Genomic DNA, 23,108 nt, shown 5'->3' with positions numbered 1-23,108 from the left:
TCAAGCAAACACGCGGCGGATCGGGAGATGCGTAAAACGCGCGCGCCGGAGCCTCGTCGCGGGGCCCCGGCGCGCTCGATCATGCCGCGATCAGCGGTGCAGGGGGATGCGCAGCCCGACGGTGAACGACCGGTCCTGCACGAACGCCGGTTCGGTGGCCGCGCCGGGGTCGTTCCGGAAGCGGCTGAGGAAGTACGAGCCTTCCACGAACAGGTCGTAGCGCCCCACGCTCCAGTCCACGCCGCCGCCCAGGTGCACCCCGGCCTGCGTCTGGTCGCGCGGGAGGGCGGGCTGGCCGGTGCGCTGGTAGTACGCCTGGTCGAACGCGTACCGCTTCACGCCGGCACCCAGCAGCAGGTACGGCGCGGCGTCCAGCACGTGCGGAAGGTGCACGTCGGCATCGAGGGTCAGCGTATGCACGCGCGTGCGGTCCACCTCGGTCGAGGTCCACTGCGTGTAGTCCACCGCGCGGACGTCGTCCAGAGCCAGCAGCGGGTACGACCTCTGGTAGCCCAGCCGCAGCCCCACGCCGCGCACCGGCGATGCCGTCTCCACCCCGAGCTGGAAGGCGGTGGCGGAGTGGTGCCGCGCGTAGACGCGGTCGCCGTGCTCTCCGACCAGGCCCAGGCTGTTGCCGCTCAGCCTTCCCACCCCCGCGAAGAGCTGGACCGGCGGAACGCGGAGCTGCGCCGCGGCGTGCGTGGCAACGGACGCGGCCGCCGCCGCCGCGAGGGTGATGCGTACGAGACGAGCGCTCATGTGGTCCTCCCGGGGTTAGCGGTGCAGGGGGATGCGGACGCCCGCGCCGAGGTTGGCGTCGCGCACGCCGCCGAACTTCGTGTCCGTCGGCTGCGGCGCGCCGAAGCGGCTGAAGAATCCCGAGCCCTCCACGAACAGGTCGTAGCGCCCCACGTTCCAGGCCAGGCCGCCACCCAGGTGCAGCCCGGCCTCGAGCTTGTCCTCCGGCCTCACCGGCTGGCTGTCGAACGAGGTCTGGTTGTAGTCGTAGTGCCGCAGCCCGGCGCCGGCCAGCAGGTACGGCCGCGCGTCCAGCACCCTGGGAAGGCGCACCACCGCGTCCAGCGTGAGCGTGCCGACTCCCGTGCGATAGACGTTCTGGGGCGGGTTCTCGGGGTGATTCGCGTCACCCAGCGCCAGCTGCGGGTTGGAGAACTGGTAGCCCAGGCGCAGGTCCACCCCGCGCAGCGGCGACGCCGCCTCCACCCCCAGCTGCAGCGCCGCGCCCGGCTGGTGCTGCCCCCACTCGTGCACGCCGCCGGCGCCGATCGGGCCCAGCTCCGAGCGCCCGGCCGCGCCGGCGCCCACCACCAGCGTGACCGGCGGCACGCGCAGCTGCGCGGCGGTGGGGGATGCGGCGGCGACGGCTGTGACCGCCGCGGCAAGGGTGGTGCGGACGAGGTGTCGGTTCATGGCGATCTCCGGATCGGGTCTCGCCGCGGCGCTCCGGCGGCGCTCGTCGATGCGCCCACCCGGCCGCGGCAGGCGACGAACCCGCCGCGAGAACGGATGGTTCCGGGCGCGCGACAAAGCGGTACGAGCGCGCGTCCGCCCGACGCGGCGACACGCGTCGGCGCGACGCGATCCGCGCGCAGCGGACGGGCGTATGTAACGATGGCCGTCGCCCCGCGACCCGTCCGCGTCATCCGGTGTACAGAGTCGTTCGCCCGGCGGACCGGCCGGCGGGCGCGCATCACCCCCTGCTCGTTCTGTCCGATGTTGAAGCGGCTCGTCTCCGCCTGGGTCTGGCTCTCCACCGCCCTGATCGCCCTGGTCTGGCTCCCGTGGATGGGGCTGGTGTGGCTCTTCACCGCCGCGCGCGACCCCGGCCGCTACGCGGTGGGGCGCTGGTTCCGCCGCGCCGCCGTCACCGTCACCCGGCTCAACCCCTTCTGGAAGTTCCGCACGACCGGGGTGGAGATCCACGACCCGCGGCGTCCGTACGTCGCGGTCGCCAACCACGAGAGCTTCGCCGACATCTTCCTCCTCTCGCACCTGCCGTGGGAGATGAAGTGGATGTCGAAGGACGCCATCTTCCGCATCCCCGTGATGGGGTGGATGATGCGCATGGCGGGCGACGTGATGGTGCGCCGCGGCGACGCGAGCAGCCGGATGCGCGCGCTGGAGGAGGCGCGCGACCGGCTGCGCAAGAAGGTGTCGGTGATGATCATGCCCGAGGGCACGCGCTCGGGCACCGGCGAGCTGCTGAAGTTCCACGACGGCGCCTTCCGGCTCGCGATCGAGACGGGCGTGCCCATCCTCCCCATCGCGGTGGCGGGAACGCGGCACTGCATTGCCAAGGGGTCGTGGCTGATCGGCCGCGCGCGCGCCATCGCCCGGGTACTGCCGCCGGTGGAGACGGCGGGGCTCACGCTCGACGACGTCCCCGCGCTGCGCGACAAGGTGCGCGCGATGATCGCCGAGGCGCGCGCCGGCCTGCAGCGGGAGCTGGCCGCCGCCGGCGCCTGAGGAGATCCGCTCGGACGGGCGAATGGAATTCGCGGCAACAACTGCACGAAGTCCCTGCGGGACTGCAGGACGGCCCCCGTGGCGAGATGTTGATGCTCGCGCGGGGGCCGTTCTCTTTTCCCAGCCTCGATCTGTCATTCCGAGGGCGCTTCGCCGTAGCATCCCCCCACACCGAATTCCGGCGCCCGAGGAATCTGTGGCCTGCCCCGCGCCGCAGCCTGCACGACGCGCGTCGATGGCCCGCCGGACGCGCCACGCGCGTTAGCTCAATGCCGATCTTGATTCGGCACCCAGGTTCGGAGATGATGGAGGGCGATCCATCACGCTCCACCTCAGCGGGAGATCGAACCATGTCCGACACGACGGCCGATGCCACCACGGCTCCCGAGTATGAGCTCACGATCTCGCTCACGCGGAAGCCGGACGCGCTGCAGTTCCGCGAGCTGCTCGCCTGGACCGGCGAGGAGACGGCGCGCTGGGAGGAGTGGCTGCGCGCGCAGGATCCCGCCGTGCTCGCCGTCTCGCTCGGCGACTCGAAGTACGCCACGGTGGGCGACCTGATCTTCCACGTGTTCATGGTGGAGCGGCGCTACACCGAGCGGCTGCACGACGAGGAGGCCACGCCGTACGAAAGCGTCCCCCACGCCACGCTCGACGAGATCTTCGCCGTCCACCGCGACAACCGCCCGCGGCTGGAGCGCTGGGTGGACACGGCGCCGGAGGAGGAGTGGGCGCGCGTGCTGACCTTCGAGACCATCAGCGCGGGAACGCTCCAGGCCAGCAAGCGCAAGATCGTCGCGCACACGCTGATGCACGGCGTCCGCCACTGGGCGCAGATCGCGATGGCCGTGCGCCAGGCCGGCTATCCCACCACGTGGATGCACGACATCCTCATGTCCGGCGCGCTATCGTAGCGCAAGCGATCCCATCGTCTCGAAGCCCCTGCCGAGCAATCCCGGCGGGGGCTTCGTTATCGGCGTCTCGACTCGCGTGGCGGAGCGGCGTATCATCCGAACTTGAATCCTCTCCTGATCTCCATCTCCCATAATCATGAACGACTCATGGTCTGGATCGAAGCACTTTCGCGGGCCAGCCCATGAGCGCGCTGGAGATCGCGGCGAACGTCTTCACCGCCGCGTCGGTGCTGCTGGCGGGGATGAACCGCGTGCACAACTGGTGGCTGGGGATCGTGGCCTGCGTGCTCTTCGGCTGGGTGTTCTTCGAGGCGCGGCTGTACGCGGACGTCACGCTGCAGCTCTTCTTCATCGCCACCAACGCGGTCGGCTGGTGGGGATGGGCCGGCGGGCGGCACAAGCCCGCACTCCCCGTGCGCCGCACGCCGCCGCGCGCGCTCGCGGCCATGGCCGCCGCGGGGATCGTGGTCACCGCGGCGTACGGGTGGCTGCTGCACCGCTTCACCAACGCGTTCTCGCCGTTCGTCGACTCCACCGTGCTGGCGTTCAGCGTGATCGCCCAGCTGCTGCTGATGCGCCGACACTACGAGACGTGGTGGTTCTGGCTGCTGGTGAACACGGTCGGCGTGCCGCTGTACCTGGCGCGCGGGCTGTACCTGACCGCCGCGCTCTACGCCGCCTTCTGGGTGAACGCCGCCGTGGCGCTGGTGCGCTGGCGGCGGCTGGTGCAGCCCGCGTGAGCCGCCGCTTCCGCGCCGGGCTGGTCGTCGGCAAGTTCGCGCCGCTGCACCGCGGACACGAGCTGCTGGTCCGCCGCGCGCTGGCCGAGTGCGAGGAAGTGATCCTCGTCTCCTACCAGAATCCCGAGATCCCCGGCTATCCCGCCGAGGTGCGCGAGCGCTGGCTGGCGGAGACCTTCCCCGAGGCGCGGGTGATGGTGATGACGGACGAGCGGCTGCGAAATCTGGCGCCGCCCGGCGCGGAGTTCACGCGCGTCCCCGCCAACGACGGCCCGGAGATCGACGACCGGCGGTTCTGCGGCTTCCTCTGCCGCGAGGTGCTCGGCACCACGGTGGACGCCGTCTTCACCAGCGAGGCGTATGGGGATGGGTTCGCGGCCGAGCTGACCCGCTATTTCCGCGAGCGCAATCCGGATCACCCCGCCGTCGCGCACGTCTGCGTGGACCCCGAGCGCGTGGAGATCCCCATCTCCGCCACGCGGCTTCGCGCGGACGTGCACGGGCTGCGCGAGTGGCTGCCGCCCGCGGTCTACGCGTCGTTCGTCCGCCGCATCTGCCTGCTCGGCGGCGAGTCGACGGGAAAGACGACGCTGGCGGAGACGCTGGCGCGGGCGCTGGGGACGGAGTGGGTCCCCGAGTACGGGCGCGAGGTGTGGACGGAGCGGGAGGGGCGGCTGGACTTCGAGGACATGGAGCGCATCGGCCGCGTGCAGGCGGAGATGGAGGACGCCGCCGCCCGCCGCGCCAATCGTTTCGTGATCTGCGACACGTCGCCGCTGACGACGTACTACTTCTCCCACCACTTCTTCGGCAGCGCGTCGCCGGCGCTGGAGCGGATGGCGGAGCGGGAGTACGACCTTACCGTGATCTGCGCGCCCGACTTCGAGTTCGTGCAGGACGGCATCCGCCACGGCGGCGCCTTCCGCCATCGCCAGCACGACTGGTATCTCCGCGAGCTGGAGGCGCGCGGCATCCCCCACCTGCTCGTCACCGGCACGCTGGAGGAGCGCGCCGCGCGGGTGCTGGCCGCGCTGCCGCCGTGCGATCTCCCCCGCTCTCCGGGGATCTCGCGCTAGCCCGAAGCGGCGCAACGGCTTGGGGGGTTCCGCGAATCGCCTCGCGAGTGCAGATTCCTCCCTTCCCCGCGCAGCACCGGCCGCACTCTCGTCTCGCAACGAAGCCCGATCGCATGCTCACCGGCTCGCCGCCCTCGTTGCGGGGCATCCCCATCTTCCGCCGCAGCGAGCGCCGCACCCCCGACGTCCCGTGCCGGAACTGCGGCGACCCCACGCCCGGCAACTTCTGCCGCAGCTGCGGGCAGCGGAAGGTGGAGGTGCACGTGTCGCTGCGCCGCATGCTGATGGAGGCGCTCGACGACCAGTTCTCGCTGAACTCCGCGCTCCCGCGCACGCTGGGCTCGCTGATGCTGCGCCCCGGCCACCTGACGCGCGAGTACATGGCCGGGCGGATCGTGCGCTACATCCCGCCCTTCCGGCTGTACCTGGTCACCAGCGTGGCCTTCTTCCTGACGCTCTCGTTCCTCCCGGAGCTGCGCGGCGCCAACCTGGACCTCGACGCGATGACGGTGAACGTGGGCGTGACGGACTCGGCCGCCGCCGCGCGCCGGGCCGCGCGGCCGCCCGCGCCGGTGATGCCCCCGCGGACCGCGGGCCGCGACCAGCCTCGCGAGGTGCCGCGCCCCCCGTTGCCGCCCCCGCCGCCGCGCAACTGGATCGGCAACATCCGCTTCAACACCGGCGAGCCGACGATCGACAGCATCGGCAACGCGCGGGTCGAGCACTTCAGCCGGATGGAGTCGCGCGAGGCGGCGCGGCAGATCGTGTCCGACTACCTGGGCCACGTGCCGCAGATGATGTTCGTGCTCCTCCCGATCTTCGCCGGGGTGCTCAAGCTCATCTACGCCGGCAGCCGGCGCTTCTACGTGGAGCACTTCGTGTTCGCGCTGCACGTGCACGCCTTCGCCTTCCTCTGCTACCTGGCGATGCTCGCCATCCGCTTTCCGCCGCTGGTCACCGCGCTGAGCGTGTGGATGATGCTGTACGTGGTGCTGGCGATGAAGAAGGTGTACGCGCAGGGATGGATCGCCACCCTTCTCAAGTACGGCTTCCTGGGGATGGCGTACGTGGTGATGCTCTCCTTCGGCGCGGTGATGACCCTGCTCTTCACCGTGCTCACCGCCTGACGCGAAATCCGGGTTGATGCACCCCGCCGGACGCCACGCCGACGTCATCCTGAGGCCGGCCAGACCGTAATCAGCGTCTGTGCAAGCGTTTGCAGGCCGAAGGATCTATAACCGCGGCAGCACGAGATTCGGCGGGACGCTGCTTCGCCCGGAGCTGGCATGACGCGGGCGAGGGCTACGGACGCGCGCGAGGGCCGGTCTCCGCCTGGGGAGACCGGCCCTCTCGTCCTTCTGCCATTGCCGGACGCGCCCGGTGCGCCCGGAGATCCGGATCAGCGCGCGGCGGCGTGCGCGGTGTCGGTGGCCTCCACGTGGTGCGAGAAGGCGAACCCGCGCCAGAAGCAGCTGGCGTTGTTGCACGCGCGGCGCTTGACGTCGGGCATCAGCCAGCGCACCGGGCGAAGGTAGAAGCGGGTGCGAACGCGCTCGGTACGATTGCCGCAGCGAGGGCAATAATGCCCGTCCGTGAAGAGCGGAAGGAGTCTCATGGGAGTGGTCGATGTGGCGGAACCCCGGCCAGGGTGGCCGGTAACCGAAGCCGCGCGCGGACGTCCAGGAGGGCGGGCGAAGCGTGGCCGAGAGACGGCGTGGAGGGGCGCCGGGACATAATGTGGGGCATTTCCCCCGTCCCTGCAAGGCTTTTGGGCGGATTGTGCAACAATAAACCGTTGCAGCCTGGCCAGTCTGCGAGCCGTTCACGCCTATTCTGTTCTCTTTGGCACGCTAGGGGACAATCAGAGAAACGACGCAGCGCCGCCGCGGCCCGTCGGTGGGCAGCGGCGGCGCTGGCTGGCTGGAGACGGATCTACTTGCGCGGGCCGACGAGCCAGTGCGCGGTGGCGGTCGCCACCACGTCGCCCGCCTCGTCCTTGATCTCCGTGGTCACCTGCAGGTCGCGCTCCTCGTTGGACTGCAGGACGGGCGCGTTCGCCTCGGCGGTGAGCTTGCCGCGCGCCTTCTTCAGGTACTCGATCGAGAGCCCCTTGAGGATCGACCGCGCGTCGGGTGGCAGCGCGAAGTTGAGCGAGAGGCCGGTGACCAGCTCCGCCAGGTTCATCAGCGCGATCGCGTGGACCGAGCGCAGGTGGTTGCGCACGCGGCGGCGGTCGCGCAGGGTGGCGCGGGCGTAGCCGGGGCGCAGTTCCTCGACGGTCGCGCCGATGGTGCCGGTGTAGGGCACGACGCGGCCGATCAGGAAGCTGAAGATCTTCTTCCCGCCCGGGCGCCCGCTCCAGGTTTCCCACTGCCTGCGGATGATGCTCTCGGGGCTCGCTGCCATGTCTGCGTCGTCGGCGATGGATCGATGGTGATGGAGCGCGCCGGAGCATAGGCGCCACGGCGGCGAAAGTCCAGCCGCCGCCGCGCGCCGAAAACGGGTGAAGCGGGGCGATCATTGCCCCGCGCGAGGGGTGACATTGCCGCCGGCGCAATGTCACCCTTGCGCGTTCGGCGGTTACAAGCGCATGTTGTGCCCACGGATGCCCCCACCCGTACCGTTCCACCTTCGGAAACACCGCACTTCCGTTTCACCGCGGATGAGGAGGTCACATGACTCCCCACCCCGGAAACGCGCGCGTTCGTGCGTCCACGAACGGCATCCTCGCGCGCGCTCCGAAGGCCGGTATGGCGCTCCTTCCCCTGCTGCTGGCTGCCTGCTGGGGCCACGGCTCACCCGCCGAACCTTTCTCCTTCCCTGCGCCCACGCCCGTGCGCGAGCGGGCATACGAGCGCCCCGCTCCGCGCGAGCGAGCCGACGCGTACGTGGCGCCCGGCGCGTCGCTGGTGATCCCAGTGCGCGGGGTGCGTCCGGAGCAGCTGCGCGATTCGTACGAATCGCCGCGCTCGGGGCACGTCCACCATGCCATCGACATCATGGCGCCGGGGGGAACGCCCGTCGTCGCCGCGGCGGACGGCACCATCCTGAAGCTGCGCACGGGGGGCAATGGCGGCATCACCATTTACCAGGTGGGGCCGGACGGGCGCACGCTGTACTACTACGCGCACCTGCAGCGCTACGCCGCCGGCCTGCGCGAGGGAATGCCCGTGTGGCGCGGGCAGGTCATTGCGTACGTGGGTGATACGGGGAATGCGGGCGCGGGCAACTACCACCTCCACTTCTCCGTCGGCCGGCTGACGGACCCGCGGCGGTGGTGGGAGAGCGAGAACACCAACCCCTACCCCCTCCTCGCCGGCGACTACGCGCGCCGCACCGCCAGCGAAGGCGGCGGCCGCTAGTCGCGGACGATGAAGCCGAGGCGCCGCCCCGGAAATCCGGAGCGGCGCTTCATTCTTGGGGTGACTAACCCACGGTATGTCATTCCGAGCGGCGCCGCTGCGCCTGACTCGATTCAGCACCAGCGGTTGGCGGCGCCCGAGGAATCTTTGGCATCGTCGGCGCAGGGGTCAGGCATTCGCTCGGACTCTGGCTAAAGATTCCTCGGGAGCCGCCCAACGTCGGTGTGTGGACAGGCGGCGGTGAAGCGGCTCCACTCGGAATGACATCAACATGGGCCGCGGGAACTCGCGTTTCTCCGACGCCGCATCGTCACCCTTGCCCAAGCCGCTGCGGCGCCTGATCTTGTAGCCGTGCCGGCGCTCGACCGGCGAACGCAGATCCCCGCAGCAGATCCCCGCGCAGGAGCCCGCCCCCATGCTTCTCCTCGTCCCCGCCATCATCGCCATCGTCCTGGGCCTGGTGCTCGTGCTCGGCGACGACCGCATCGGCCGGCGCGCGCCGCGCGGGCCCGAGGCCGGCGCCGCGATGGCGCGGATGCTCGGCCTGTTCCTGCTGGTCGGCGGCGGGCTGATGTTCCTCACCTGGACGCGCTAGACCGGCTTCTTCACGAAGCGCAGCCCCGACCGCGCGTAGCCGATCCGCTCGTAGAAGCGGTGCGTCCCTTCGCGGTGCAGCGCGGTGGTCACGTGGATCGACCCCGCGCCCACACCGCGCGCCCACCGCTCGGCTGCGTCCACCAGCGCGGCGCCCGTCCCCCGCCCCCGCTCGCCCGGCGCCACCACCAGCGCCAGGATGCGCGCGTACGCGTCGTCGCTGGTGTACGTCCATCCCCGCATCACCCCCACGAACCCCACGACCGTCCCGCCGCGCTCCGCCACGAACGTACGGTGGTCCGGCATCGCCGCGACGCGCTCCAGCCTCCCGCCCATCGCCGCCGCGTCCGTCGGGTAGCCCAGGTGCGTCGCCAGCTCCGCCAGCGCGGGCGCATCGTCCTCGCGCGCGCCACGGATCGTGATCGAATCGTCCATCGCCGTTCAAGTCGGGGGATGAAGAGCGTGGGGGGATGAAGATGAACTCATCTCCACTCCCCGCGAAACCCGCGGCGCGGGAACGATGCTTGCCGCCTCCATCGCCCCCCTCAAACGAAGGAGGAACGTGATGGGCGGCAAGAAGATGGAAGGCGACGAGCAGCAGCGGCGCGACGCCGCGCGCGAGGCCCACGACCACGGGAAGCTGGCCAGCGAGGTGGGTGCCACCACCGGCGCCAGCAAGCAGCGCACCGAGGCGAAGCCGAACGCCACGCACCAGGAGCGGCTGGACCTGAAGCGCGAGGGGAAGGTGGACCAGGACGACGCCCCCGAGGCGCGCCCCGGCAGCCGCGACGCGGACACGCTCGACCACGAGCGCCATCCGCGGCTGTGATATGAACTGAAGTGCGAGAGTGCGAGAGTGCGAAAGTGCGAGGGTGCGAAAGTACCTGAGTGCGTCGGGATAGCAGAAGTGCGCCGGATCGGCTGGGATCCGGCGCACTTTCGCACTTTCGCACTCTCGCACTCTGCTTTCAGAACTTCCACTCGAGCCCGACGACGGGAAGGAGCGGGAGCGTGGCGACGGGGCGCGCGTCGTCCTCGCCGGGGGTGTAGCGGTAGAACAGCGCGTCGCGGCGGTCCAGCGCGTTGATCACGCGCACGTAGGGCGTCAGCTCCGTCTCGCGGCTGGCGATGCGCGGCGTGAAGGTGCGCGACACCTGCCCGTCGAGGCGCAGGAAGTCCTGCCGCGCCACCCCCGTCAGCGAGGTGGAGCCGTCCGTCAGGTCGAACGAGCCCGGCGTGGCCACCGTGGCGCTCTCGGTGCCCGGCGGCGCGCCCAGCGTGCTGTAGGGCAGGCCCGCGCCGTAGGCCACGCGCAGCTCCACCTTCCCCGGCCGCCCCTGCGCGGTGACCCCCGCGCTCAGCGTCTGCCGCCGCTGGCCCAGGATGCGGCGCCGGGTGGCGCCCGTTCCGGCCGTGGGATTGAAGGTCACGCTGTCCACGCGCGACCAGTACCACGCCAGCGAGTAGCCCACCCAGCCGCGCACCGCGCCCTCGCCGCGGCGCACCCACGCGTCCATCCCCCACGCGTTGTCGCCCACCGCGTCGCCGTCGGGGATGTCCTGGAAGTGCTTGAGGTAGCCCTCCAGCCCCAGCAGCGTGCCCGGCAGGAGCTCGTGATCGACCGCCAGCGTCAGGTGGTTGGAGCTGGCCACCACGGGCACGGTGGGAATCCCCAGCGAGTCGGCCACGTCGTGCACGCCGTAGTCGAAGGGCGGGCGGATGCGCGCCAGCACCAGCTGGTGGTATCTCCCCGCCGCCAGGGTGAAGGTGGAGTGCCGCCCCGCCAGCCAGGTGGCGGAAAGGCGGGGGGAGAAGGAGATGAACGGGCCGCTGGCGTACATGTCGCCGCGCAGGCCGCCGCGCAGCACCCACTGCCGGCCGGCGTCCCAGCGCGCGTCGACGTACCACCCGCCCACGGTGCCGAAGGTGTCGCGGGTGAACCAGAGCCGCTCGCCGGCGCTGCGGTCGAGCACGCGGTGGTGCGCCCAGAGACGGTCGTAGGCGTAGCCGTAGCCCAGCCGCACGCCGCCCACGTCGCGGGTGAGGTCCAGCGCCACCCGCGCCCGCCGCAGGTGCGACTGCACCACGTAGAAGTGGGCCGCGTTGGGGAGCCACGCGTCGAAGTCCGAGAGCGCGGCCGTCAGCTCGGCGCTGGCGCCGGTCACCCGGCCGCGCAGCCGCAGCGAGCCGGCGTCGTTGCGCCAGCGCAGGAAGTTGTCACGCCAGGGCTGCGTGTCGATGCGCACCCCCTCGGCGTTGGCGAACCCCGTGGCCGAGAGCGAGGCGCCGCCGGGAAGGTCCATGTCCAGCCGCGCCAGCCCGTCGCCGTACGCGTAGGGAAAGGGGTGCCCCTCGAGCCGCGCCAGCGTGGCCCCGTGCACGCCGCGGCCGGCCAGCAGCAGCGCGGCGCCCTTCCACAGCGGCCCGCCGGCCTGCCCGCGCACCGACATCATGTCCGCGCCCACCGCGCCCGTCCACCGGTCGTGCGCGGGCGCGCGCGTGGCCAGGTCCAGCACGTAGCTCACCCCGCCGTCGTAGCGCGCCGGCGCGCCGCCCAGGTAGAGGCGCGCGGAGGAAAGGAGCCCCGGCTCGAAGCTGTCGATCAGCCCGCCCATGTGGAACGGCGCGTACACCGGCGCGCCGTCCAGCAGCACCAGCTTCAGGTTCGCCGCCGAGCCGCGGACGAGGAGCACGTCGCCCCCCGATCCCCCGCCGTTGCCGGACGAGGAGCCGCGCCCCGCCTCCAGCCCCGTTCCCGGCCCCTCCAGCGCGGGGAAGTCGGTGATGGCCGCCTCGCCGCGCGGCGCGGGGTCCGTTTCCGGCCCGCCCTGCCCCTTGCTGACCCCGGTGACGGCCGCCAGGACGACGGGGCGGTAGCGCAGCGCCACCACCACCTCCACCTCGCCGCGCGCGGGCACGAACACCTGCACCTCCATCGGCTCGTGGTCGAGGGAGCGCACGCGCACGGTCTGCGGCCCGGCGGCCACGTGGGCCAGCCGGTAGTTGCCGGAGCTGTCGGTCAGGGCCTGGCCGCCGGTGGTGACTTCCACCACGGCGCTGGGGAGGGGAGATCCGCCCGGGTCGCTTTCCACCCTGCCGCGGATCTCGCCCCAGGACGTGTCCGGGGCGGCGGCGGCCAGAAGGAGCGCGGCGAGCGGAGCCAGCATAGGGTACGCCGTCCTGCGTGGTGCGGAAGAAGGGAGTGCGCGGAACGGGGGCCCGCGCTCACCCCTCCACGCGGATGACGGGCCCCCGGGCGGGCGCGGGCGCGGTGGCCCGCAGCACGCCGCCATCCTTGGCCAGGTACACCCGGCCGTTCACCTCCACGCTGGCCGCGCGCGCGCTGCGGGGCACCCGCACCTCCAGCACCCCCGCGCCCGCGTCCAGCACCTCGATCTTACCCGGCGCGGTGCGGAAACGTGCCCCCGTGGCCGCGGGCCCGCGGGCCAGCACGCCCGCCAGCTCGCCGTCCACCAGCCGGGCGCGGATCTCCACGCCCGGGGCCACGCGGCTCAGCACCACGCGCACGGCGCCGCCGTCCGCGCGGATCGACACGCCCGAGGGCGGCGCCTCGGCCGGGGGCGCCGTCTGCGCCGCCGGATCGGGGGCGGGCGCCTGCCGCATCTGCGGGTCGATCGGCGCCTTCTCGCCGGGGAGGATCGTCTCCGCCACCCACTCGCGGACGCCGGTGCCGGGCACCGCCGCGGCCACGCCGACGGCGGCCAGCACCAGCACCGCCGCGCGGGCCAGCGTCCGGCGCGCCTCGGCGTAGCGCCCGGCGCGGAGCCGGCGGGCGCGCAGCGACATGGTGGCCTGCGCCACCGGCGCGGGCACGTCCGTCCGCGCCAGCAGCATCCCGGCGCGCTCGTGCACCCCGGCCAGCCCGCGCATCTCCGCCGCGCAGGCGGCGCAGGCGGCCAGGTGCGCCTCGGCGGCGGCGCGCTCTCCCTGCGGGAGCTCGCCGTCGATCAGCGCCTGCAGCGTGCCGTCATCCAAGTGCCTGTTCACCATCGGTCTCCTCATGGTCCCAGGCCGCCACGAACCGCCGTGCGGCCCGTGCCAGGAGCGTGCCCACCGAACCGGGGGCCACGCCCGCGACCTTCGCGATCTCGTCGTACCGGAAGCCTTCCTCGCGCATCAGCAGCATCTGCTGGTCGCGCGCGGCCAGGCGGCCCAGCGCCTCCCTCACCCGCTCGACGGTGGCGGCCTTCTCGGCGGCCTCGTCGGGGCGCGGGAGCGGGGTGGGCGCCCAGGGGCGCACCGACAGCAGGCGCTCGCGCCGCTTGTGGGTGCGCGCACCGTCGCGGAACAGGTTGGTGGCGACGGTGAAGAGCCAGAGGCGCGCCTCGTCCTCGGGCATGTCGCGCCCCAGCAGGCGCACGAAGCTTTCCTGGGCGATGTCGTCGGCGGCGTCGGAATCGCCCGTCATCCGGTGCAGGTACCGGAACAGCGACGGGTAGAGCCGCCGGAACAGCGCGTCGTAGTCCACGGGCTCGCCGCGAGTCAATCGCGGCGCGGCCGCCGGCCGGGCCTGCAGGGTGGGTATCGATGCCACGGGCTGGGCGCCATCTGGTGCTGGTCCGCTGGGCGGGGCGGGCGCGCGCGGCGCCGTCGTCTTCCCCTTCTGGCAGTGGGAAGAACGTGCCGCCGCAAGGCTTTGTGACAAGCCCGCCGCTCCCATGGACGTGGGTTCCACCAAGCTAATCTCCCCCTCCCCGTGTGCGGTAGCCACTTCTTTTCCCGATCACCGTCGCCGGCCACCTGTCTTACGGGGTTCTCACAGAGGGGCACGGAGGACGCGGAGAAAGAAGGGTCATCACGTTTCTTCCGTTCTCTGTGTCCTCCGTGCCCTCTGTGAGAGATTTCTGGATGATCGTGATGCGCGCCGGCGCCGCGTGTCGCAGAATCAGACACGCGGACGGGGCATTCCCCCCGCCTTGCTGGCGAAACGCGTGGCACGCGGTTTTCCAGCTGGGGACCCGATCGGCCCCGCCGGGTTACAACACGCGCCGCGTCAGGGCACCAAACCAGACACGAATCGAAAGAGCCGCAAGGTGACGGTCACCGAAGATCTCGTCGAAACGAACCCGCTCCTGCGCAGGGAGCTGCCCCTTCCCTTCGGCCGCATCGCGCCGGAGCACATCGTTCCCGCCGTCCGGTACGCGCTGGCCGAGGCCGAGCGCGAACTGGAGGAGCTGGTCGCGTCCACCGAGCCGCGGACGTACGAGAACACGCTGGGCCGGCTGGAGGAGATCGGCGAGCGGCTGGGATGGGTGATCCGGCCCGTTTCGCACCTGGTGTCGGTGGTCAGCTCGCCGGAGCTGCGCGCGGCCTACGACACGGTGCTCCCCGAGTTCAGCGCCTTCTACGCCCGCGTGCCGCTGGACCCGCGCCTGTGGCGGGCGGTGCGCGACTACCTGGAGACCAACGAGGCGCGGTCGCTCACCGGCATCCGCGCGCGGCATCGCGATAAGACGGTGCGCCAGTTCCGCCGCGCCGGCGCCGACCTGCCGCCCGAGCAGAAGGCGCGGGTCGAGGAGCTGAACATCGAGTCGTCGCGCCTGCTGGCCGAGTTCAGCAACCACGTGCTCGACTCCACCAACGCGTGGGACCTGGTGCTGACCGACGAGGCCGACCTGGCGGGGCTCCCCGCGTCGGCGCGGGCGCAGGCGCGCGCCGCGGCCGAGGCGCGGGGGGTCGAGGGGTGGCGCTTTACCCTGCACCTTCCCTCGTGGCAGCCGTTCCTGCAGTACTCCGAGCGGCGCGACCTGCGGAAGGCCATGCACCTGGCCTACATGAACCGCGCGAGCGAGGGGGCGCACGACAACCGCCCCATCATCCGCCGGGTGCTGGAGATCCGCCGCGAGCTGGCGGGGATCCTGGGGTACCGCGACTGGGCCGATCACGCGCTCGAGGACAGCATGGCGCACAGCGGCGGGCGGGCGATGCGCTTCGAGGAAGACCTCACCGCGCGCACGCGGCCGTACTGGGAGCGCGAGAAGGCCGAGATCGAGGCCTTCGCCCGCGACGAGCTGGGGATCGACCGGCTGGAGCCGTGGGACCTCCCCTTCGCGGTGGAGCGGATGCGCGTGGCGCGCTACGACCTCGACGCCGAGGCGCTGCGCCCCTACTTCCCCATGGACCGCGTGCTGGAGGGACTGTTCGAGATCGCGCGCCGGCTGTTCGGGGTGGTGGTGCGCCGGGTGCCCTCGGAGGAGGTGTGGCACCCCGAGGTGGAGATGTGGGAGATGGAGGACGAGTCCGGCGAGGTGCTGGGGCGCTTCTACACGGACTGGTTCCCGCGCGACAGCAAGCGCGCCGGCGCGTGGATGAACGGGCTGGTGGTGGGCGGCCCGCGCCCGCACGGGTGGGCGCCGCACCTGGCGCTGATCGCCGCCAATGTCTCGCCGCCCGAGGGCGGGCGCCCCGCGCTGCTCACGCACCGCGAGGTGGAGACGGTGTTCCACGAGTTCGGGCACATGCTGCACCACATGCTGTCGCGCGTGGAAGTGGCGGGACTGGGCGGCACGCATGTGCCCAACGACTGGGTGGAGCTCCCCAGCCAGATCATGGAGAACTGGACCTGGGAGCGCCCCGCGCTGGACCTGTTCGCCCGCCACTGGCAGACGGGCGAGCCGCTTCCCGAGGCGCTGTTCGCCCGGATGCAGGCGGCGCGCACCTTCATGGCCGCGCACTTCCAGATGCGCCAGCTCTCCTTCGGCACGGTGGACCTGGATCTGCACGTGGGCTACGACCCCGCGTCGGGCGAGGACCCCGTGGCGCGGGCGCAGCGGGTGCTGGGCCGCTTCCAGCACCGCCCCGAGTTCGCCGACGACCACTTCGTCACCAGCTTCTCGCACATCTTCTCGGGCGGATACGCGGCCGGGTACTACAGCTACATGTGGAGCGAGGTGCTCGACGCCGACGCGTTCAGCCGCTTCGAGCACGAGGGGCTGTTCAACCGCGAGACCGGCCGCGCCTTCGTCGACGCCGTCCTCTCGCGCGGCGACGACACCGACCCCGACGAGCTCTTCCGCGAGTTCATGGGCCGCGACCCCGACCCCGAGGCGCTCCTCCGCCGCAACCTCGGCGCGGAGTAGGGCTTTTCAAGGAGAAGAAGGGATCACACGGAGGGAGCGGAGGAAACGGAGGGATGACGGTGCGGCGACGTGGCCACCTCCGTTCCCTCCGTTCCCTCCGTGTGATCATTTTTCTTCCTCGTTTTGATCTACACCGCCGCCCAACGGACTCACGCCGCCGGTGACGGCCCTCGCGCCCGCGCGGGTGACGGGAGACCGCGCGGCGCTAGATTCCCCGCTACGCCGCCGATCCGTCGCACCGTGACACCGCCGCCTTCGCCCGTGCCGTCCCCGACCTCTTCGCCGCCGCGCTCGTTCACGCTGCGCGGCCGCGCCGCGCGGCCGCTGTCGGGGCCCCTGGCCGGCATCGCCGCGGCCACCACGCTGTCGGCGCTCGTCGCGACGCAGAACTACTTCGCGTTCATCCGCGCGGGGCGGCCGGAGACGTGGCCGAAGCTGTTCCTCTGGGAGCTCCCAGTCTGGTTCATGTGGCTGCTGATCGCGCCGGGCATCTTCTGGCTGGCGCGGCGCCTTCCCGTGCACGGGCCGCACCGCTGGCGCAACCTGCTGCTGCACCTGCCGCTCAGCGCCGCCACCGTGTTCATCACCCTGATCCTGATCGGGATGGTGAAGTTCCCGTGGCTCGAGGGTGCTCCCCTCCCCCTGACGAACCCGTGGTGGTTGACGATGCTGCGCGAGTACCGGCGCATCTTCGCCATCATCATCCCCATCTACTGGGTGATCCTGGCGGCCGCGCACGCCGTGCATTCGTACCGCGAGAACCAGCGCCGCAGCGTGCGCGAGGCGCAGCTCCAGACGCAGCTCGAGCGAGCGCGCGGCGACCTGCTGCGGATGCAGCTGCAGCCGCACTTCCTGTTCAACACCCTGCACGCCGTCTCCGCGCTGATGGAGCGCGACGTCCCCGCCGCGCGCCGGATGATCACGCGGTTGAGCGACCTGCTGCGCCTGTCGCTGGACGACGACTCGCGCTACGAGGTGTCGCTGGAGGAGGAGGTCGAGTTCCTGGACCGCTACGCCGAGATCCAGAAGATCCGCTTTGGCGGCCGCCTGTCCGTGGACTACGACCTGGCCCCGGAGACGCGGCGGCTGCTCGTCCCGCGCCTCCTCCTGCAGCCGCTGGTGGAGAACTCCATCACCCACGGCCTTTCGCGGCTCGAGCGCCCGGGCCACGTGCGCGTCGAGAGCCACACGGAGGACGGGCGGCTGACCATCCGCGTGCTGGACGACGGCGCCGGGCTGGACGGCGGCATCCGGCGCGAGGGCGTGGGCCTGGGCAACACCCGCGCGCGCCTGGAGCAGCTGTACGGCGCCGACCACCGCTTCGAGATCGCTGACCGGCCCGAAGGCGGCTGCGAGGTGCTGATCGAGCTCCCCGCCGGCGTCCACGAGCGCACGCCGAGCGGCATTCAGGGGGATTGAGATGAAAATCCTCACGCAGAGGCCGCAGAGGTCGCAGAGGAAAGACGTCGTGCCGGGCTCTCTGCGTCCTCTGCGCCCTCTGCGTGAGACAAATCCGTTGATCGTATCGAGATGACAACGACGCTACGCTCGTTGATCGTGGACGACGAGCCGCTCGCGCGCGAGCTGTTGCGGCGCATGCTCGGCGCGCACGACGACGTGGAGGTGGTGGGCGAGTGCGCCAGCGGCACCCAGGCGGTGGAGGAGATCCGCGCCACCCGTCCCGACCTGATCTTCCTCGACGTGCAGATGCCGGGGCTCGACGGGTTCGCGGTGCTCTCCGAGCTGGCGCCCGACATCCCCGAGGTGGTGTTCGTCACCGCCTACGACCAGTACGCGCTGCGCGCCTTCGACGTGCACGCGCTGGACTACCTGCTCAAGCCGTTCGACGAGGAGCGCCTGGCCCGCGCCATCGACCGCGCCCGCGCCCATCTCCGCCGCCCCGACGCCGGCGGCGACCGGCGGCAGATCCTGGCGCTGCTCGAGGAGCTGCGCGGCGGGCGGGCCTATCGCGAGCGGCTGGTGATCCGCGTGGGCGAGCGCGCCTTCCTGCAGCCCGTGGCCGACATCGACTGGCTGGAGGCCGACGGCAAGTACGTGAAGGTGCACGCCGGCCCGAAGACGTACATCATCCGCGAGACCATGACGCAGCTGGCCGAGGTGCTGGACCCGCGCCGCTTCCTGCGCATCTCCCGCTCCGCCATCGTCAACGTCGACCGCATCCGCGAGATCCAGCCCTGGTTCCGCGGCGACTACGTGGTGATCATGCAGAACGGCGCCGAGGTCACCTCCACCCGCGGCTACCGCGACACGCTCAAGGCCCTGCTCAACGGCGAGGCGTGAGAAGAAACGAATCACACAGAGGGGAAAAGAAGAGGCACAGAGGACCGCGCTGAGTTCTCCGTGCCTCTCTTTTCGTCTCTGTGACCTCTGTGTGAAACCATCAGTTCATCCCTGAACGAAAGATTAGCGGCCGGTGAAGATCTGGGAGGCAAGGGTACAGCCGTTGGAAGCCTTCTGCTACATTTCGTGTACGCAGGTTGTAAGATGTGCAACCACAACGGGTTACAGATCGTACTGTCAAGGACGGGTACGCTGGACGTCCTCCGGATGGAGGTGCGTGAATGGATAGACATCGTCGTCAGGCTGATCCGAAGTCGCTGCTGATCGCCGCGGCCGTGGCCACGCTGGCCTACGGCGGCGCCATCGCGACGAGCACCCGCGCGGCCGCCACGGTGGACGAGGCCGCCGTCACGCGCCGCCTCACCGCGAACGCCACGGCCCCGCGCGCCGACGTCGCAGCCGCGCACGAGGTGGCGAAGACGCGCAAGCTCGCGCTGGCCCCGCTCGACGAGGCCGAGGCTGCGGTGTGGGCGCAGGTGCGCGCCGGCGCCTTCCCCGGCGCGGCGCTCGCCATCGGGCGCGAGGACCAGACGGTGCTCGAGCGCGGCATCGGCCGCATCGGCTGGAGCGCGTCGGCCGCGAAGGTCGACGCGGACCGCACCGTGTACGACCTGGCCTCGCTCACCAAGGTCCTGGCCACCACGCCGGCGGTGATGCTGCTGGTGGAAGACGGGAAGATGGACCTGGACGCGCCCGTGTCGCGCTACCTCCCCGAGTTCTCGGGCGGCGCGAAGGAGCGGGTGACGATCCGCCACCTGCTGACCCACACCTCCGGGCTCCCCGCGGGCGTGGCCCTGGACGCCGCCACCCCCGACGCGGCGTGGCGCCAGCTCCTGCGCACCCCGCTGGTGCGCGAGCCGGGCGAGGCGGTGGTGTACAGCGACGTGGGGATGAACGTGCTCTTCGCCGCCGCGCAGCGCGCCGCCGGCGAGCCGCTGTTCCGGCTGCTGGACCGCCGCGTGTACGGCCCGCTGAAGATGCGCGCGACCACCTACCTCCCCGGCGCGGGATGCCAGACCTGCGCGCCCACGCTGCGCGACGAGAACGACGAGCCGGTGCAGGGGCTGGTGCACGACCCCATCGCCCGCGCGCTGGGCGGCGTGGCGGGCAACGCGGGGCTCTTCTCCACCGCGCACGACCTGGGTCGCTTCGCGGCGATGCTGGCCAACGGCGGCGAGCTGGACAGCGTGCGCGTCTTCCGCGAGGAGACGGTGCGGATGTTCACCGCGCGCCAGCCGGGCGCCGGCACCCGCGCGCTGGGGTGGGACACGCCGGGCCCCAACGGCAGCGGCGGGTTCGGGGTGAAGGCGTCGCAGGCGTCGTTCGGCCACACCGGCTTCACGGGGACGTCGATCTGGATCGACCCCGAGCGCCACACCTGGTCGGTGCTGCTCAGCAACCGCGTGTACCAGCCGCGCGCGCCCAACACCATCATGGCGCTCCGCCGACGCGTGAACGACCGCGTGGCCGTGGCCGCCGACGACTTCGACGTCGAACCCCGCGCGAAGACGGTGGACTGATCGAATCCGGCCTGTCCCAACTCGCCACCCGTGGAGCAAGCGCTCCGCGGGTGGCGTGTTTTTATCGTTCAGCTTCGGATGACTTGACGGCCTGAACGGGTTGAGACAACGTTCCCGGAACATCGCGACCATACGATCCTGGGGGAGGAGAGTCATGCCGGAGACCGTGACGCCACAGGATACCATGCCGCTGGACGACCGGACCGCGGAGCGCAACCGGCGTCTCGCCGAGGCCGGCGTTCGCATCCCCAGCGGTACACCGCGGCCGCCCCGAATTGCCGGTCGCCGCCGTCCGTGGTGGCTCGCCGCGCTCATTCGCCTGTTCTCATGAACAACGCGGACGTGTACTTCCTCGATGCGAGCGCAGTCATCAAGGCATACATCCCGGAGAAGGGGACGGACACCGTGAACGCGGCCTTTCGCCGCCTGCACGGCTCACTCTTCATCTCCGATCTTGTCGCGGTAGAGACCATGGCCAGCTTCGCCAAGCTCTGGCGAAAGGAGCAGATCTCCACCCGTACCTATCAGACTGCCCGTAACGACTTTCTCGGCGATCTCGGCACCCGGTTCTTCGTCGTCCCGCTGCCGAGGTTCGTGTACGACGCCACGCTCGCGGCGCTGCACACCTTGCGCGAGCGCGGCGTCGGTGCCGCGGACACGCTTCACATCTGCACCGCCGAATGGCTCCAGAGCCTGGTCCCGGGGGAAACCATCTCGTTCGTCTGCTCCGACGAGAAGCTTCGCCGGGCTGCCTCGTCTCGCGGTTTCGAGATCTTCGATCCTGAAACCGGCCTGATCGCCGATCTGGAGCTTCCTCCTTCCTGACGAAGTGCGGCGGTTTTCGATCGAAAGCCTTGCCTATCCGCCTCTCGCAGAGAAACATACGTGTGAGCGGCGCCTCCTCCCGCGCCATCCTCCCTCCACAATCGATCCACTTTCCCTCCAATGAGCGAAGTCACATCCGCCACGACCGCCCCCGAAAAGGTGCCCGTCGGCAAGATCGCGGCGCCGGCCGGCCCGGCCGAGCTCCCCTTCACGCCCGCGAAGATGGTGCGCTGGCTGGCGCCGGGGCAGCTGGCCGTCACCGCCGTGCGCGCGGTGCTGTCGGCGGCGTTCGGCGAATACGCCGACCGCCGCGAGACGCTGGCCGCGCTGCACCAGCACGACGCCGACGAGGCCGGTCCCGACACCGCCGACGGCCGCATCTTCACCTACGACGCCCATGTCGAGACCGACGGCGACTTCTGGCTCGACTTCGTGGCCGACCTGGGCGACGGGTTCGATCCCACCTACACCGTCGCCTGGCTCCTCGGCCGCCCCGAGCTCCCCGCGCCGACGTTCGGCGAGGAGGCGGTGCGCGCCGACGGCGCCATCGACGGCGAGCGCACCCGCCGCGGCCACGTGCTGGTGATGGGCGGCGACCAGGTGTATCCCACCGCCAGCCGCGACGAGTACGCCAACCGCCTGGCCGGGCCGTACGAGGCGGCGCTCCCCTGGGTCACCGACGCCGACCCGCCGCACCTGTTCGCCATCCCCGGCAACCACGACTGGTACGACGGGCTCACCAGCTTCATCCGCCAGTTCTGCCAGCGCCGCTGGATCGGCGCGTGGCGCACGCGGCAGTCGCGCAGCTACTGGGCGCTGCGGCTGCCGCACCGCTGGTGGGTGTTCGGCGTCGACGTGCAGCTGCAGTCCGACATCGACCGCCCGCAGATCGAGTACTTCTGCCAGGTCGCACGCGAGCTGCGCGAGGGCGACCGCGTGATCCTCTGCACCCCCGAGCCCGCGTGGGCGCACACCCGCAGCGACGTGGACGCGTTCGACAACCTGGCGTACTTCGAGAAGACGGTGATCGCGCCCACCGGCGCCCAGCTCGCGCTGACGCTCACGGGCGACCTGCACCACTACGCGCGCTACAGCACCGGCGGCGAGTCCGGCACCGCGCGCCACAAGATCACCGCGGGAGGCGGCGGCGCGTACCTCTTGGGCACGCAGCTCCTTCCCGAGACGCTGGACCTGGAGACGCCGGCGGACACGAAGGAGTCCTGGCAGCGCGGCCCGCTCTACCCCGACCTGAAGGCGTCCACCGGCATCAAGTGGGGCGCGATCTTCTCGTTCTGGCACAACCCGTCGTTCGCCATCTTCCTGGGCGCCATGTACGCGCTCTTCGCCTGGTTCCTCCAGAGCGCCAGCAAGACCTCGGCATACATCCAGACCAGCTTCATCGAGGAGGTGCACCAGGATGGCGTGCGCTGGATGGACGTGGCGGCCAGCTTCTGGAACGTGGCCAAGTACTCCCCCGCCGTCATCGCCTTCTCGCTCCTGTTCGTGACGGGGATGATCGCGTTCACCACGCCCGACGTGGAGCGCTCGAAGCTCCTGCTGCGCTACGAGAAGCTGCGCACGGCGGTGAAGGTGGGGGTCGGCGGGGTCCACGGCTTCGCGCACCTGGGGCTGGCGGTGGGGCTCACCTGGCTCCTGTCGCAGCCGCTGGCGAACGTCAACTCGCTCGGCAACGCGCTGCTCTTCATCGTGGGGATGGTGGGGCTGGGCGGGATCCTGGGGTCGCTGCTGCTGAGCCTGTTCCTGCTGCCCGCGCTGAACTACAACGAGGCGTTCTCGGCGCAGCACCTGGAGACGTACAAGAACTTCGTGCGGCTGAAGATCGCGAAGACGGGCGAGCTGCACCTGTGGTCGTACGGCGTCGACGGCCCGGGCAAGTGGAAGTTCCACCCGAGCGCCCCCGCCGGCACCCCCTACTTCGACGCGGTCCACGAGCCGAAGGTGCGGGTGATCGACCGCCTCACCATCGACCGCCCGCCGTCCGACGGCAAGCAGCCCGAGGCGAGCGTCGCGGCGTAGTTTCCTGGATATTTGAGATGTGATGCGAGGCGGGCCCGGAGTCGGGCCCGCCTCGGTTCTTTCCCATGGATGCTGGTACGCCGCCTGCTTTT

22 protein-coding genes are annotated in these 23,108 nt (G+C 71.2%); 15 read left to right on the top strand and 7 right to left on the bottom strand.

Annotated features, from left to right (window positions below):
* Nucleotides 1-90: 90 nt before the first annotated feature.
* Nucleotides 91-759, bottom strand: a complete 669-nt coding sequence (locus tag VF092_18280; GenBank protein ID HEX6749251.1) for a hypothetical protein — start codon at nt 757-759, stop codon at nt 91-93.
* Nucleotides 760-774: 15 nt separating this feature from the next.
* Nucleotides 775-1,431, bottom strand: coding sequence for a hypothetical protein (locus VF092_18275; GenBank protein HEX6749250.1), 657 nt, complete (start codon nt 1,429-1,431; stop codon nt 775-777).
* A 303-nt stretch (nt 1,432-1,734) separates the two neighbouring features.
* On the opposite strand from VF092_18275, the gene VF092_18270 reads away from it, so the two are divergent.
* The 5 genes from VF092_18270 to VF092_18250 all read left to right on the top strand — a co-directional run bounded on the left by VF092_18270 (nt 1,735) and on the right by VF092_18250 (nt 6,344).
* On the top strand, nt 1,735-2,487 hold the full coding sequence (locus VF092_18270; GenBank protein ID HEX6749249.1) for a lysophospholipid acyltransferase family protein: 753 nt from the start codon (nt 1,735-1,737) through the stop codon (nt 2,485-2,487).
* A gap of 350 nt (nt 2,488-2,837) precedes the next feature.
* Nucleotides 2,838-3,401 carry a DinB family protein gene (locus tag VF092_18265; GenBank protein ID HEX6749248.1) on the top strand — a complete coding sequence of 188 codons (564 nt, stop codon included), beginning with the start codon at nt 2,838-2,840 and terminating at the stop codon, nt 3,399-3,401.
* 182 nt (nt 3,402-3,583) lie between these two features.
* On the top strand, nt 3,584-4,141 hold the full coding sequence (gene pnuC / locus VF092_18260) for a nicotinamide riboside transporter PnuC (GenBank protein ID HEX6749247.1): 558 nt from the start codon (nt 3,584-3,586) through the stop codon (nt 4,139-4,141).
* Entirely contained in the window at nt 4,138-5,217 is a 1,080-nt protein-coding gene (locus VF092_18255) for an AAA family ATPase (protein HEX6749246.1), read from the top strand. The genes pnuC and VF092_18255 overlap by 4 nt, the downstream gene beginning before the upstream one ends.
* 113 nt (nt 5,218-5,330) lie before the next feature.
* Nucleotides 5,331-6,344, top strand: coding sequence for a DUF3667 domain-containing protein (locus VF092_18250; GenBank protein ID HEX6749245.1), 1,014 nt, complete (start codon nt 5,331-5,333; stop codon nt 6,342-6,344).
* 805 nt (nt 6,345-7,149) lie between these two features.
* On the opposite strand, the gene VF092_18245 is transcribed toward VF092_18250, so the two are convergent.
* The gene (locus tag VF092_18245) at nt 7,150-7,623 is read right to left on the bottom strand and encodes a hotdog fold domain-containing protein (GenBank protein ID HEX6749244.1); all 474 of its coding nucleotides are present in this window, start codon (nt 7,621-7,623) and stop codon (nt 7,150-7,152) included.
* Between the two features lie 344 nt (nt 7,624-7,967).
* Here VF092_18245 and VF092_18240 point away from each other — a divergent pair, with 344 nt between their 5' ends.
* Both VF092_18240 and VF092_18235 read left to right on the top strand, forming a co-directional pair.
* On the top strand, nt 7,968-8,579 hold the full coding sequence (locus tag VF092_18240) for a M23 family metallopeptidase (GenBank protein ID HEX6749243.1): 612 nt from the start codon (nt 7,968-7,970) through the stop codon (nt 8,577-8,579).
* A gap of 415 nt (nt 8,580-8,994) precedes the next feature.
* Nucleotides 8,995-9,174: a hypothetical protein gene (locus VF092_18235; protein ID HEX6749242.1), complete on the top strand. Its 180-nt coding sequence runs from the start codon at nt 8,995-8,997 to the stop codon at nt 9,172-9,174.
* Here the strand turns inward: VF092_18235 and VF092_18230 are convergent.
* On the bottom strand, nt 9,171-9,608 hold the full coding sequence (locus tag VF092_18230; protein ID HEX6749241.1) for a GNAT family N-acetyltransferase: 438 nt from the start codon (nt 9,606-9,608) through the stop codon (nt 9,171-9,173). The genes VF092_18235 and VF092_18230 overlap by 4 nt on opposite strands.
* A 130-nt stretch (nt 9,609-9,738) precedes the next feature.
* Here VF092_18230 and VF092_18225 point away from each other — a divergent pair, with 130 nt between their 5' ends.
* Nucleotides 9,739-10,002, top strand: coding sequence for a hypothetical protein (locus tag VF092_18225; protein HEX6749240.1), 264 nt, complete (start codon nt 9,739-9,741; stop codon nt 10,000-10,002).
* 139 nt (nt 10,003-10,141) lie between these two features.
* Here the strand turns inward: VF092_18225 and VF092_18220 are convergent, their stop codons facing one another.
* From VF092_18220 to VF092_18210, 3 genes are read right to left on the bottom strand one after another with little or no spacing between them, the layout of a single operon-like run.
* The gene (locus tag VF092_18220) at nt 10,142-12,340 is read right to left on the bottom strand and encodes a TonB-dependent receptor (protein ID HEX6749239.1); all 2,199 of its coding nucleotides are present in this window, start codon (nt 12,338-12,340) and stop codon (nt 10,142-10,144) included.
* A 58-nt stretch (nt 12,341-12,398) separates the two neighbouring features.
* Entirely contained in the window at nt 12,399-13,184 is a 786-nt protein-coding gene (locus VF092_18215) for a zf-HC2 domain-containing protein (GenBank protein HEX6749238.1), read from the bottom strand.
* Nucleotides 13,162-13,728 (bottom strand): sigma-70 family RNA polymerase sigma factor, encoded by a 567-nt coding sequence (locus VF092_18210; GenBank protein HEX6749237.1) that lies wholly within the window; start codon nt 13,726-13,728, stop codon nt 13,162-13,164. Before VF092_18210 ends, VF092_18215 begins: the two co-directional genes overlap by 23 nt.
* A gap of 499 nt (nt 13,729-14,227) precedes the next feature.
* Between VF092_18210 and VF092_18205 the strand changes: the two genes are divergently transcribed.
* The 7 genes from VF092_18205 to VF092_18175 all read left to right on the top strand — a co-directional run bounded on the left by VF092_18205 (nt 14,228) and on the right by VF092_18175 (nt 23,016).
* Nucleotides 14,228-16,273 (top strand): M3 family metallopeptidase, encoded by a 2,046-nt coding sequence (locus tag VF092_18205; protein HEX6749236.1) that lies wholly within the window; start codon nt 14,228-14,230, stop codon nt 16,271-16,273.
* A gap of 261 nt (nt 16,274-16,534) precedes the next feature.
* On the top strand, nt 16,535-17,692 hold the full coding sequence (locus VF092_18200; GenBank protein HEX6749235.1) for a histidine kinase: 1,158 nt from the start codon (nt 16,535-16,537) through the stop codon (nt 17,690-17,692).
* A gap of 111 nt (nt 17,693-17,803) precedes the next feature.
* Nucleotides 17,804-18,574, top strand: a complete 771-nt coding sequence (locus tag VF092_18195) for a LytTR family DNA-binding domain-containing protein (protein ID HEX6749234.1) — start codon at nt 17,804-17,806, stop codon at nt 18,572-18,574.
* A 281-nt stretch (nt 18,575-18,855) separates the two neighbouring features.
* Nucleotides 18,856-20,154, top strand: a complete 1,299-nt coding sequence (locus VF092_18190) for a serine hydrolase domain-containing protein (GenBank protein ID HEX6749233.1) — start codon at nt 18,856-18,858, stop codon at nt 20,152-20,154.
* 154 nt (nt 20,155-20,308) lie between these two features.
* Entirely contained in the window at nt 20,309-20,485 is a 177-nt protein-coding gene (locus VF092_18185; protein ID HEX6749232.1) for a hypothetical protein, read from the top strand.
* Complete coding sequence (locus VF092_18180) at nt 20,482-20,979, top strand: type II toxin-antitoxin system VapC family toxin (protein ID HEX6749231.1); 498 nt, start codon at nt 20,482-20,484, stop codon at nt 20,977-20,979. Before VF092_18185 ends, VF092_18180 begins: the two co-directional genes overlap by 4 nt.
* 120 nt (nt 20,980-21,099) lie before the next feature.
* Nucleotides 21,100-23,016 (top strand): hypothetical protein, encoded by a 1,917-nt coding sequence (locus VF092_18175; GenBank protein HEX6749230.1) that lies wholly within the window; start codon nt 21,100-21,102, stop codon nt 23,014-23,016.
* Nucleotides 23,017-23,108: the final 92 nt, after the last annotated feature.

Source organism: Longimicrobium sp. (assembly GCA_036377595.1).
GTDB lineage: Bacteria > Gemmatimonadota > Gemmatimonadetes > Longimicrobiales > Longimicrobiaceae > Longimicrobium.
Note: the sequence above shows the minus strand (reverse complement) of the source record. Positions and strands in the feature narration are given on the sequence as shown.

What these genes read in the sequence shown, in the direction of transcription:
- VF092_18280 (HEX6749251.1), bottom strand. Translation starts at nt 759, where the DNA reads ATGAGCGCTCGTCTCGTACGCATCACCCTCGCGGCGGCGGCGGCCGCG.
- VF092_18275 (HEX6749250.1), bottom strand. Translation starts at nt 1,431, where the DNA reads ATGAACCGACACCTCGTCCGCACCACCCTTGCCGCGGCGGTCACAGCC.
- VF092_18270 (HEX6749249.1), top strand. Translation starts at nt 1,735, where the DNA reads ATGTTGAAGCGGCTCGTCTCCGCCTGGGTCTGGCTCTCCACCGCCCTG.
- VF092_18265 (HEX6749248.1), top strand. Translation starts at nt 2,838, where the DNA reads ATGTCCGACACGACGGCCGATGCCACCACGGCTCCCGAGTATGAGCTC.
- pnuC (HEX6749247.1), top strand. Translation starts at nt 3,584, where the DNA reads ATGAGCGCGCTGGAGATCGCGGCGAACGTCTTCACCGCCGCGTCGGTG.
- VF092_18250 (HEX6749245.1), top strand. Translation starts at nt 5,331, where the DNA reads ATGCTCACCGGCTCGCCGCCCTCGTTGCGGGGCATCCCCATCTTCCGC.
- VF092_18245 (HEX6749244.1), bottom strand. Translation starts at nt 7,623, where the DNA reads ATGGCAGCGAGCCCCGAGAGCATCATCCGCAGGCAGTGGGAAACCTGG.
- VF092_18240 (HEX6749243.1), top strand. Translation starts at nt 7,968, where the DNA reads ATGGCGCTCCTTCCCCTGCTGCTGGCTGCCTGCTGGGGCCACGGCTCA.
- VF092_18235 (HEX6749242.1), top strand. Translation starts at nt 8,995, where the DNA reads ATGCTTCTCCTCGTCCCCGCCATCATCGCCATCGTCCTGGGCCTGGTG.
- VF092_18230 (HEX6749241.1), bottom strand. Translation starts at nt 9,608, where the DNA reads ATGGACGATTCGATCACGATCCGTGGCGCGCGCGAGGACGATGCGCCC.
- VF092_18225 (HEX6749240.1), top strand. Translation starts at nt 9,739, where the DNA reads ATGGGCGGCAAGAAGATGGAAGGCGACGAGCAGCAGCGGCGCGACGCC.
- VF092_18220 (HEX6749239.1), bottom strand. Translation starts at nt 12,340, where the DNA reads ATGCTGGCTCCGCTCGCCGCGCTCCTTCTGGCCGCCGCCGCCCCGGAC.
- VF092_18215 (HEX6749238.1), bottom strand. Translation starts at nt 13,184, where the DNA reads ATGGTGAACAGGCACTTGGATGACGGCACGCTGCAGGCGCTGATCGAC.
- VF092_18195 (HEX6749234.1), top strand. Translation starts at nt 17,804, where the DNA reads ATGACAACGACGCTACGCTCGTTGATCGTGGACGACGAGCCGCTCGCG.
- VF092_18190 (HEX6749233.1), top strand. Translation starts at nt 18,856, where the DNA reads ATGGATAGACATCGTCGTCAGGCTGATCCGAAGTCGCTGCTGATCGCC.
- VF092_18185 (HEX6749232.1), top strand. Translation starts at nt 20,309, where the DNA reads ATGCCGGAGACCGTGACGCCACAGGATACCATGCCGCTGGACGACCGG.
- VF092_18180 (HEX6749231.1), top strand. Translation starts at nt 20,482, where the DNA reads ATGAACAACGCGGACGTGTACTTCCTCGATGCGAGCGCAGTCATCAAG.
- VF092_18175 (HEX6749230.1), top strand. Translation starts at nt 21,100, where the DNA reads ATGAGCGAAGTCACATCCGCCACGACCGCCCCCGAAAAGGTGCCCGTC.